This is a genomic window from Pantoea sp. (assembly GCF_032114055.1).
GTDB lineage: Bacteria > Pseudomonadota > Gammaproteobacteria > Enterobacterales > Enterobacteriaceae > Pantoea.
Map to the genome: position 1 here is coordinate 295,072 of NZ_DAMCTB010000002.1, position 10,904 is coordinate 305,975.

Sequence of the window (10,904 nt, forward strand, 5' to 3'; positions counted from 1 at the left end):
GCAGGAGGCACGACATGTCGTCGTTTGAATATCTGAGAACGGCCATCCGCCAGCAGGGTCACACGCTGCAACAGGTCGCTGATGCCAGCGGCATGACGAAAGGCTATCTGAGCCAGTTGCTCAATGCCAAAATCAAAAGCCCCAGCGCCCAGAAGCTGGAGGCGCTGCACCGCTTTCTGGGCCTGGAGTTTCCGCGCCGCGATAAACGGATAGGGGTGATATTCGGTAAGTTCTATCCGTTGCACACCGGCCATATCTATCTGATCCAGCGCGCCTGCAGCCAGGTGGATGAGCTGCATATCATCATGGGCTACGACGAGCCGCGCGACCGTGAACTGTTTGAGAACAGCGCAATGTCCCAGCAGCCGACGGTCAGCGATCGTCTGCGCTGGCTGCTGCAGACCTTCAAGTATCAGAAAAATATCCGCATCCACGCTTTTAATGAAGAGGGGATTGAACCCTATCCGCACGGCTGGGATGTCTGGAGCCGGGGCGTCAGTGCATTCCTCAGCGAACAGGGGATACTGGCGGACTGTATCTACACCAGTGAAGCGCCCGATGCCGAGATGTATCAGCAGCATCTGGGGATTCAGACCGTGCTGGTCGATCCCAGCCGATCCTTTATGAGCATCAGCGGCGCGCAGATCCGTCAGGATCCGTTCCGCTTCTGGGACTACATTCCCACCGAAGTAAAACCGTTCTTTGTCCGCACCGTGGCGATCCTCGGTGGCGAATCCAGCGGCAAATCGACACTGGTCAATAAGCTCGCCAATATCTTCAATACCACCAGCGCCTGGGAGTATGGCCGCGACTACGTCTTCTCCCATCTGGGCGGCGACGAGATGGCGCTGCAATATTCGGATTACGACAAGATCGCACTGGGGCAGGCGCAGTACATCGATTTTGCCGTTAAATATGCCAACAAAGTGGCGTTTATCGACACCGATTTCGTGACTACGCAGGCGTTCTGCCTGAAGTATGAGGGGCGTGAACATCCCTTTGTGCAGGCGCTGATCGATGAATATCGCTTTGATCTGGTGATTCTGCTGGAAAACAACGTGCCCTGGGTTGCCGATGGGTTGCGCAGTCTGGGCAGTTCGGTGGATCGTCGGGAGTTTCAGTCGATGCTGGTGACGATGCTGCGGGAAAATAACATCGATTTTCTGCACGTCCAGGAAGATGACTATGATACCCGCTTCCTGCGCTGCATTGAGCTGGTGAAGGCGATGCTGGGCGAGAAAAACGCCCAGCCGTAACGCCTGCGGTGATCCGGTCTGCCACCTGGCAGCCGGATCGGGACGTTAATAGACCATTACCACTTTACCGCGCATGTGGCCTTCCAGCACCCGCTGGTGGGCGGCTTTCAGCGTCTCCACGCTCAGGCCGTGCAGCGTCTCGCTCAGCGTTGTCTGCAGTTTTCCCTCATCCAGCAGCGCCGACACCGCATCCAGAATCTCACCCTGGCGCGCCATGTCCGGCGTGTTGAACATGCTGCGGGTATACATCAGCTCGAAGTGCAGCGCGGCGCTTTTCAGCTTCAGCTGATCCATCGACAGCGGATGTTCGTTTTCGACGATGGTGCAGATATGGCCCTGAGGGGCGATCAGTTTTGCCATGGTTTCCCAGTGACCGTCGGTATCATTCAGGCAGAAGATATAATCAACCTGCTTAATCCCCTGTTTCTCCAGCTCGCCAATCATATCTTTGTAGTTGATCACCCGATCGGCACCGCGATCGCGGCACCACTGCGCGGAATCTTCACGTGAGGCGGTCGCGATGATCTGCACCTTGCTGCGCAGTTTTGCCAGCGGGATCGCCAGCGATCCGACACCGCCCGCGCCGCCGACGATCAGCAGCGTCTGGTCGGCCGTGGCGTTCTCCAGGTTCAGTCGCTCAAACAATCCTTCCCAGGCGGTGAGGGCGGTCAGCGGGATCGCTGCCGACTGAGCCCAGTCCAGGCTTTCCGGTTTATGACCGGTAATACGTGAATCCACCAGCTGCTCGGTGCTGTTGCTGCCTGGACGGGTCAGATCACCGGCATAGAAGACTTCGTCGCCAGGCTTAAAGTTGCTGACTTTGCTGCCGACTTCCAGCACCACGCCGCTGGCGTCCCAGCCGAGGATCCGCGGCTGCTCAAGGCCATTTTTCATCGCCCCTTTGTGTACTTTTGTATCGACCGGATTGACCGACGCCGCTTTCACTTCGACACGCAGGTCATACTCACCGGGCGTCAGGGATTCAGGGAAAATCTCTGTGAAGTTTTCAGGACTTTCCGGATTAACTGCGATAGCGCGAATAGACATAGCATTTTCCTGTTTAATCAGGCTTTCAGCCTGGAACGTGTCTTTGCCATTCTGACCCTGGCGCGGCGAACCCTTTGCCGGGCTGCGCCATGCTTCACGTCACAGAATGGCGAATCTTTCAGAACCGGCTTTAAGTGTAGAACCTGGATTTAGCGGTGATAAGATGGACAATCTTTCATAGAGTGTTCGTCTGAGGTGAACAATGGCATTTCGGCAGTGGCAGGATATGGCGCTGTTCGCGCTGGTCGCGGAGTGCGGCAGCTTTACCGCTGCGGCGGAACGGGCCGATCTGCCGAAATCGAGCGTCAGCCAGCGCATCAGCCAGCTGGAGCAGCGGCTGGGGATCCGGCTGCTGAACCGCACCACTCGTCAGCTCAATCTGACCTTTGCCGGTGAGCGTTATCTGCTGCACTGCCAGGAGATGATGCAGGCCAGTGAACGCGCCGATCAGGCGATTGCCAGCCTGCGTGACAACCCCAGCGGCCGCCTGCGTATCACCAGCCCGGCGGGTATCGGCGCCACGCTGCTGGCGCGCTGTAACGCGGCGTTTTTACGCCTTTATCCTGATGTGACGCTGGATGTGTCGATATCGGATGAGATGCGCGACCTGGTGCAGGAGGGGTTTGATGTGGCGCTGCGCACCGGTCAGCCGCAGGAGTCGTCGCTGATTGGCCGCCGGATAGGCAACTGCCCGCGACGGCTGGTCGCTTCACAGCACTATCTCGGCCAGCATCCCCCGCTGGTCCATCCCCAGCAGCTGTCGGCCCATCGCTGTATTGCGCACCGTGCCTGGAATGAATGGGTGCTGCAGCGCGATGAAGAGTTCTATCGCTGGCTGCTGCCGGCAGGCCATCTTACGGATAATCTGCTCTACGCGCGCGAATCGGCGCTGGGCGATGCGGGCATTACGCTGCTGCCGCATTTCCTGACCGACGGGCCGATGGCCGACCCCCGGCTGGTGCCGGTGTTGCCGGAATGGGAGGTCGAAGGCAATGAGCTGTGGCTGGTCTATCCGGGCCGCAAACTGCAGTCACCTGCGCTGGCGCGCTTTATTGAGTTTGCGCTGCAGTCAGAGGTATTCAGGGCGTTTTATCGCTGAGCATTAAATAAAAGGTCTGACCCTCTCCTTTAACTTTGATCCTGGTCGCAGAAAATGATGTTGCAGTAAATATGCTATCCGTTCTTATCATGCTCAGATAAGGAAAATTTTATAGGCGATTAAACGTTAAATAATGCATGAATCTAAAATTTATTGAGAAATGGATTGTCTGAAAAAAGAGTCTGAGAATCCAAAGATAGATAATCCGGATTTTTGTCGGCTGCTTTTCTTTGTGAAGAAGACAACGGATATTAATACAAGGAGTGTATAAAGATGGCTGCATTACAGTTTCCCTTCGCCCTGTGCCGGGAAATTGTATAGAAAAGGATAAAGTTTTTACTGTCAGTTACGGCAGAAATTTAGGGCTTTCTTTTACGACGGATGATGCAACCTATCGCATGAAAGAAAATGGGGCAATAGTAAAGGACCAATCTGGCCAGGCTTACCTTACTTCCCGCAAACAGCAGCATCCCGCCATTTTACAGCAACAACAGCCATAAAAGGGCGGCATCGCTGCCGCCCTTAAAGCGCTTACTTCGTCATACGCTTGTACTTGATGCGCTTCGGCTCCAGCGCGTCTGCGCCGAGGGTACGCTTCTTGTACTCTTCATATTCGGTAAAGTTACCTTCGAAGAATTCGATTTTGCCTTCGTCCTGATAATCCAGAATATGGGTGGCGATACGGTCCAGGAACCAGCGGTCATGCGAGATCACCATGGCACAGCCCGGGAACTCCAGCAGGGCGTTTTCCAGCGCGCGCAGGGTTTCGATGTCCAGGTCGTTGGTGGGCTCATCGAGCAGCAGCATGTTGCCGCCAACCTGCAGCAGTTTCGCCAGGTGCAGACGACCGCGTTCACCGCCCGACAGTTCGCCGACGCGTTTACCCTGATCGACGCCTTTAAAGTTAAAGCGGCCGACATAGGCGCGGCTTGGCATCTCGGTGTTACCGATACGCATGATGTCCTGACCGCCGGAAACCTCTTCCCATACGGTTTTGGCGTTATCCATGCTGTCACGGAACTGATCGACGGAGGCCAGCTTCACGGTTTCGCCCAGCACGATGCTGCCGGAATCGGGCTGTTCCTGACCGGACATCATACGGAACAGCGTCGATTTACCTGCGCCGTTCGGACCGATGATCCCGACAATCGCACCCTTCGGCACGGAGAAGGAGAGGTCATCAATCAGCACACGATCGCCGTACGATTTACGCAGGTTGCTGACTTCCAGCACTTTGTCACCCAGACGGGCACCTGGCGGAATGAAGAGTTCGTTGGTTTCATTACGCTTCTGGTAGTCCGTGTTGTTCAGCTCTTCAAAGCGTGCCAGACGGGCTTTGCCTTTAGACTGACGGCCTTTGGTACCCTGACGCACCCACTCCAGCTCTTTCTCGATCGACTTACGACGAGCGGCTTCGGTAGAAGCTTCCTGTGCCAGACGCGCATCTTTCTGCTCCAGCCAGGAGGAGTAGTTACCTTCCCACGGAATGCCCTCGCCGCGGTCCAGCTCCAGAATCCAGCCCGCCACGTTGTCCAGGAAGTAACGGTCGTGCGTAATCGCCACGACGGTGCCTTCGAAGTCATGCAGGAAGCGCTCCAGCCAGGCGACAGATTCGGCGTCCAGGTGGTTGGTCGGTTCATCCAGCAGCAGCATGTCTGGTTTTTCCAGCAGCAGGCGGCAGAGGGCGACACGGCGGCGTTCACCACCGGACAGGTTCGCGATTTTCGCCTCCCAGTCTGGCAGGCGCAGCGCATCGGCTGCACGTTCCAGCTGCGTATTCAGGTTGTGACCGTCGTGCGCCTGGATAATCTCCTCCAGACGACCCTGTTCAGCGGCCAGCTTGTCGAAATCTGCATCCTCTTCGGCGTACAGGGCGTAGACTTCGTCCAGGCGCTTCAGGGCGCCAACCACTTCGGACATCGCCTCTTCAACCGACTCACGCACGGTGTGTTCAAGGTTCAGCTGCGGCTCCTGCGGCAGGTAGCCAATCTTGATGCCTGGCTGTGGACGCGCTTCCCCTTCGATATCTTTATCGATGCCGGCCATGATGCGCAGCAGGGTAGATTTACCCGCGCCGTTCAGACCGAGGACGCCGATTTTTGCGCCAGGGAAGAAGCTGAGCGAGATGTTTTTCAGGATATGACGCTTCGGCGGAACCACTTTGCCGACGCGATGCATGCTATAGACGAATTGAGCCACGTTGGTTTGAGCCTCTGGGTCTGTTGGTCGTTGGAATGATGTCGAAGTTTAGCCTTTTTCACCGTCTAATCCCAGCCGGGGGGCGGCGAATATTACCCGGCGGGGGAATGACGGACGGCGCAGCGCGTCAGCGTCTGATTTCATCACCACCTGGCAGACAGGCGGCAGCGGCGGGGATCAGGGCAGGCGCAGCGGTATCGCCTGCTGGGTCAGCCAGTGTTGCAATGCCTGATCGGGCGCGCTGTCGCTGACCAGCAGATCAAAGCGCTGCAGTTCGGCGATACGGGCGGGCAGTACCTTGCCATATTTGCTGCTGTCGGCCACCAGCACTGACTTCCGGGCGCGCAGCATGGCGTGATGCTTCATCATCAGCTCATTGGTGTTGTAGCAGGTTGCCCCCTGATCTTTGTCGATGCCTGCGGCAGAGATAAAGGCCAGCGTCGGACAGAGATCGTCCAGGATGGTGTGCACGCCAATCGGCGTAAACAGGGCATTGTCAGCGTGGAACTCACCGCCGCTCAGGATCACGTTGCAGGCCGGTTTCTCTTTCAGCGTCAGAAAGGTGTTCATGGCGCAGCAGATGGCGGTAAACGCCAGGGTATCGGGGATCGCATCCACGATGTAGGGCAGGGTGGTGCCGCAGTCAAAAAAGACCGTATCGTTTTCCGTGATCAGGCTCGCCGCAGCCTGGGCCAGCCGCTGTTTCCGGGCGGCATTCTGCCCATGCTGATCGCTGACAAAATAGTGGCTGGCGTGGCTTTTTGGATCGCTGACGATGTAGCCGCCCAGCAGAACGATGCTGGAAGCCGGTTCGGATAAGTCGCGACGCACCGTCATCTCTGAGACGCCCAGCAGCTGAGCCGCATCTTTCAGATGCAGTTTATCGGTGCGTTTCAGCGCCTGCGTCAGCTTGTGGATGCGTTCGTCGCGCCGGGTTTCCATGGTCATCTCTCTGTTACCTATCCTGCAGTGCGGAACAAGGACGCCGGAACCGGCATCAATACGCGACAAACCTCACAGATTTTAATGAGTTGCGTCTCATCCGCCAGGCTGGCAATCAATCTTACCCGCAATCCGTATGGGCCGCAAACCTCCGCTGCGCGGTCAGCGCCGTATCCCAGCATCGCCGCAGGCGGGCGGGGGAGAAGGGCATCCCCCGAGTGGTTAGTGATGTTGTCTTGTTACAATAATAACACTTTGCTTCCCGGCTATCGCCGCCCGAGGCGGTTATCTGCCGCTTCAGGATGTGGTTATTGTCACATATTTAACCTTTAAGAAAGGCTATTGTTAATTTATTAACATTAAGTCTGGCATTACACCCGGGAGAAACCGTTATGACAATCGCGGTGATCGGCTCAAACATGGTCGATCTGATTACTTATACCAACAGTCTGCCGAAAGCGGGCGAAACCCTTGAAGCCCCCGACTTTGCCATCGGCTGCGGCGGCAAAGGCGCAAACCAGGCGGTCGCGGCGGCAAAAATGGGGGGCCGCGTAATGATGGTCAGCAAGGTCGGCGACGATCTCTTCGCGCCCAACACCGTGGCAAATCTGCAACAGCAGGGGGTCGATACGCGCTTTGTGACCACCGCCGCGGGCACCTCCAGCGGCGTGGCGCCGATTTTTGTCGATGACCAGTCGCAGAACCGCATTCTGATTATCAAAGGCGCCAACCAGCAGCTGAAACCAGCGGATATTGACGAGGCGGCAGAAGCCCTGAAAGCCTGCGAACTGATCATCCTGCAGCTGGAGATCCCGCTGGAAACGGTCTACTACGCCATCGACTTTGCCCGCCAGCATCAGATCCGGGTGATCCTTAATCCGGCTCCGGCCGTCGCCGCGCTGGACATCGACTATGCCTGCAAATGTGACTTCTTTATGCCCAATGAAACCGAGCTGGAGATCCTTACCGGTCTGCCGGTCAGCAGCGATGAAGAGGTGATGCTTGCCGGCCAGTCGCTGCTGAAGCGCGGCCTCAAAAATCTGATTATTACCCTGGGCAGCCGGGGATCGGTCTGGATGAGTGGCGATCGGGTACATCGTGTAGCGGCCACACCGGTTCAGGCGGTAGACACCAGCGGCGCGGGCGATGCCTTTATCGGCTGCTTTGCTTATCTGCTGACCGAAACCGGCGATGTGGCCGCCGCCATGACGCAGGCGTCTGCTTATGCGGCCTGCAGCGTCACCGGGCGCGGCACCCAGCGTGCATACCCCGACGCAGCGGCTTTCCAGCGTTTTCTTAACCGTAACTGAGGTTCTGCTATGCAACAGAAAATAGTTCAGCAATCTGATGGCTATCTGAATAAAACGCCGCTGTTTCAGTTCATTCTGCTGTCATGCCTCTTCCCGCTATGGGGCTGTGCGGCGAGTCTCAACGATATTCTGATCACCCAGTTTAAAAGCGTCTTTGCCCTCAGCGACTTCGCCAGCGCACTGGTGCAGAGCGCCTTCTATGGCGGCTATTTTCTGATTGCGATCCCGGCCTCACTGGTGATTCGCAGAACCAGCTACAAGATGGCAATCATGATCGGTCTGGCACTCTACATCGCGGGCTGTATTGCCTTTTATCCCGCATCGCACATGGCAACCTACACCATGTTCCTGGCGGCGATTTTTGCCATCGCCATTGGCCTGAGTTTTCTGGAAACCGCGGCCAATACCTACAGCTCGATGATTGGTCACCGTGACCACGCCACGCTGCGCCTCAACGTCAGCCAGACTTTCTATCCGATTGGGGCGCTGATGGGGATTGTGCTGGGTAAATATCTGGTGTTTCAGGACGGAGAGAGCCTGGAGAGCCAGATGGCGGGCATGACGGCGGAGCAGGTGCATGCCTTCCGGCTGACCATGCTGGAACACACGCTGGAGCCCTACAAATTTCTGGTAATGGTGCTGGTGGTCGTGATGCTGCTGTTTATGTTTACCCGCTATCCGCACTGCAAGCCGGAAAGCCATGCGACATCGCGCCCGTCACTGGGTGAGACCTTCCGCTATCTGGCCACCAATCGCCACTTTAAACGGGGGATCGTAACCCAGTTCCTCTATGTTGGCATGCAGGTGGCGGTCTGGTCATTTACGATTCGTCTGGCGCTGACGCTGGGCGCAGCCAATGAGCGTCACGCCTCTAACTTTATGATCTACAGCTTCATCTGCTTCTTTATCGGCAAGTTCGTGGCGAATTTCCTGATGACCCGCTTCCGGGCCGAGAAGGTGCTGATCGCCTACTCCGTGCTGGGCGTACTGACGCTGGCCTATGTGATGCTGGTGCCGGACTTCACCGCCGTGTACGCCGCCGTGTTTGTCAGCGTGCTGTTTGGCCCCTGCTGGGCCACCATCTATGCCGGCACGCTGGCGACGGTGGACAACAAATATACCGAGGTCGCGGGCGCGTTTATCGTGATGGCGATTGTCGGCGCCGCCTTCGTTCCGGCGCTGCAGGGGCTGGTTTCTGACTCCCTGGGATCGATGCAGCTGGCATTTGGCGTTTCGCTGCTCTGCTTCGCCTGGGTCGGCTTCTATTTTTATGGCGAGCTGCGTCATAAAAAGCAGCCGGTTGCGCGCGGGCGTCTGGTGGAGGAGTTGCCATGAAAACCCGTTTACCCCTGGCGCGTGACCAGTTTCACTCCACGCCGTCGACGCTGCTGGAGAGCGAGGCATTCCGGGTTGAGCTGTTTCGCTATCCGTCAGGCATTGAGGCGGTGCGCCTCCATAACCGTCGCGGCAGCGTAACCGTGCTGCCGTTTCTCGGACAGATGATCTGGGAGGTACAGTTCGACGACCATAACCTGACGATGGGCCACAGTTTCAGGCAGCCGCTGCCGGCCCGTTCGATCATCGATACCTATGGCTGTTTTGCATTTCACTCGGGATTGCTGGCTAACGGCTGTCCCGCGCCAGAGGACGATCATCCGCTGCACGGCGAGATGGCCTGCGCCCGCATGGACAGCGCCTGGCTGGTACTGGAGGAGCAGACGCTGTCACTGGAAGGGGAGTATGACTATGTTAAAGGCTTTGGTCATCACTACCTGGCTGCACCGGCCGTGCGTCTTCAGGCCGATCGCCCGCGACTGACGATCGACATGACGGTCACCAATCTGGCCGGTGCGCCGATGCCGTTGCAGTACATGTGTCATATCAACAGCGCGTGGATCGATCAGGGGCGTTTCCGGCAGTCGATTCCCGATAGCGCCTTTCAGCTGCGGCAGTCGATCCCGGCCCATCTGCGACCGACGCCCGCCTGGCGCGACTACACGGATCGGCTGGCGCGCGATCCGCTGGCCCTGCAGCAGCTTGATCAGCCGCAGCTCTGCGATCCGGAGATCGTCTTTTTCGCGGACGATCTGCCGCAGTATGGCGATGAGGTGCAGTTTGAGCTGCACGCGCCGCAGGGCTATGCGCTGATGACGCGCTTCTCCACCGCGCAGTTCCCGCACGCCACCCGCTGGCTGCTGCATAATCCCGACCAGCAGGTGGCGGCCTATATTCTGCCCGCCACCTGCCGGCCGGAAGGCTTTCTGGCAGCGCAGCAGGCAGGTACGCTGATCACCCTGAAACCGGGCGAACAGCGCCACTTTTCCGTCGAAACGGGCCTGCTCTGATCGCCAGTTAAATCCCTACGAGGCCGCGCACACCCTCTGCTTCCATGGTGTCGCCGCGGCCACGCTGCACAATTTCCCCGCGTGACATCACCAGGTAGCTGTCCGCCAGCTCGGCGGCGAAATCATAAAACTGCTCCACCAGCAGGATCGCCATATCCCCGCGCTGCGCCAGCTGGCGGATCACGGCACCGATCTCTTTGATCACGGAGGGCTGGATCCCCTCTGTGGGTTCATCCAGGATCAGCAGCTGAGGGCGACAGGCCAGCGCCCGCCCGATCGCCAGCTGCTGCTGCTGACCACCCGAAAGATCGCCGCCGCGACGTGACTTCATCGCCAGCAGTACCGGAAAGAGCTGATAGATCTCCTCCGGCACCTCGCGCGCCTGCGCCGCCGGAAAACGGGAGAGCCCCATCAGCAGGTTCTCCTCCACCGTCAGACGCGGAAAAATGTCGCGCCCCTGTGGCACATACGCGATGCCCGCCTGCACCCGCTGATGCGGTTTACGGCCATTGATCCGCTGCTGCTGCCAGTGGATATCCCCGGACTTTGCCGGGATCAGCCCCATCAGGCACTTCAGCAGCGTGGTTTTCCCCACGCCGTTGCGTCCCAGCAGGCAGGTAATCTCACCAATCCTTACCTCAAACGACAGGCCGCGCAGGATATGACTGCCGCCATAATATTGATTCAGTTCAGTAACCTGTAACAT

10 protein-coding genes are annotated in these 10,904 nt (G+C 57.9%); 6 read left to right on the plus strand and 4 right to left on the minus strand.

Going from position 1 to position 10,904, the window contains the following annotated elements; all coding sequences use genetic code 11:
• Positions 1-14 precede the first annotated feature (14 nt).
• Positions 15-1,256: a multifunctional transcriptional regulator/nicotinamide-nucleotide adenylyltransferase/ribosylnicotinamide kinase NadR gene (nadR, locus tag RT657_RS05570; protein ID WP_313652995.1), complete on the plus strand. Its 1,242-nt coding sequence runs from the start codon at positions 15-17 to the stop codon at positions 1,254-1,256.
• Positions 1,257-1,301: 45 nt separating this feature from the next.
• On the opposite strand, the gene RT657_RS05575 is transcribed toward nadR, so the two are convergent.
• Positions 1,302-2,303, minus strand: a complete 1,002-nt coding sequence (locus RT657_RS05575; protein ID WP_313652996.1) for a zinc-binding alcohol dehydrogenase family protein — start codon at positions 2,301-2,303, stop codon at positions 1,302-1,304.
• Positions 2,304-2,505: 202 nt separating this feature from the next.
• On the opposite strand from RT657_RS05575, the gene RT657_RS05580 reads away from it, so the two are divergent.
• Both RT657_RS05580 and RT657_RS05585 read left to right on the plus strand, forming a co-directional pair.
• Positions 2,506-3,402 (plus strand): LysR family transcriptional regulator, encoded by an 897-nt coding sequence (locus RT657_RS05580; RefSeq protein WP_313652997.1) that lies wholly within the window; start codon positions 2,506-2,508, stop codon positions 3,400-3,402.
• Positions 3,403-3,704: 302 nt separating this feature from the next.
• Positions 3,705-3,902, plus strand: coding sequence for a DUF943 family protein (locus tag RT657_RS05585; protein ID WP_313653208.1), 198 nt, complete (start codon positions 3,705-3,707; stop codon positions 3,900-3,902).
• A gap of 31 nt (positions 3,903-3,933) precedes the next feature.
• Here the strand turns inward: RT657_RS05585 and ettA are convergent, their stop codons facing one another.
• Both ettA and deoR read right to left on the minus strand, forming a co-directional pair.
• Positions 3,934-5,601, minus strand: a complete 1,668-nt coding sequence (ettA, locus tag RT657_RS05590; RefSeq protein ID WP_313652998.1) for an energy-dependent translational throttle protein EttA — start codon at positions 5,599-5,601, stop codon at positions 3,934-3,936.
• A 177-nt stretch (positions 5,602-5,778) separates the two neighbouring features.
• Entirely contained in the window at positions 5,779-6,543 is a 765-nt protein-coding gene (gene deoR, locus RT657_RS05595) for a DNA-binding transcriptional repressor DeoR (protein ID WP_313653210.1), read from the minus strand.
• 392 nt (positions 6,544-6,935) lie between these two features.
• Between deoR and rbsK the strand changes: the two genes are divergently transcribed.
• From rbsK to RT657_RS05610, 3 genes are read left to right on the plus strand one after another with little or no spacing between them, the layout of a single operon-like run.
• Positions 6,936-7,853 (plus strand): ribokinase, encoded by a 918-nt coding sequence (gene rbsK / locus RT657_RS05600; protein ID WP_313652999.1) that lies wholly within the window; start codon positions 6,936-6,938, stop codon positions 7,851-7,853.
• Positions 7,854-7,862: 9 nt separating this feature from the next.
• Positions 7,863-9,188: an L-fucose:H+ symporter permease gene (gene fucP / locus RT657_RS05605; RefSeq protein WP_313653000.1), complete on the plus strand. Its 1,326-nt coding sequence runs from the start codon at positions 7,863-7,865 to the stop codon at positions 9,186-9,188.
• Positions 9,185-10,198 (plus strand): aldose 1-epimerase family protein, encoded by a 1,014-nt coding sequence (locus RT657_RS05610; protein WP_313653002.1) that lies wholly within the window; start codon positions 9,185-9,187, stop codon positions 10,196-10,198. The genes fucP and RT657_RS05610 overlap by 4 nt, the downstream gene beginning before the upstream one ends.
• 7 nt (positions 10,199-10,205) lie before the next feature.
• On the opposite strand, the gene urtE is transcribed toward RT657_RS05610, so the two are convergent.
• Positions 10,206-10,904 carry an urea ABC transporter ATP-binding subunit UrtE gene (gene urtE / locus RT657_RS05615; protein ID WP_313653003.1) on the minus strand — a complete coding sequence of 233 codons (699 nt, stop codon included), beginning with the start codon at positions 10,902-10,904 and terminating at the stop codon, positions 10,206-10,208.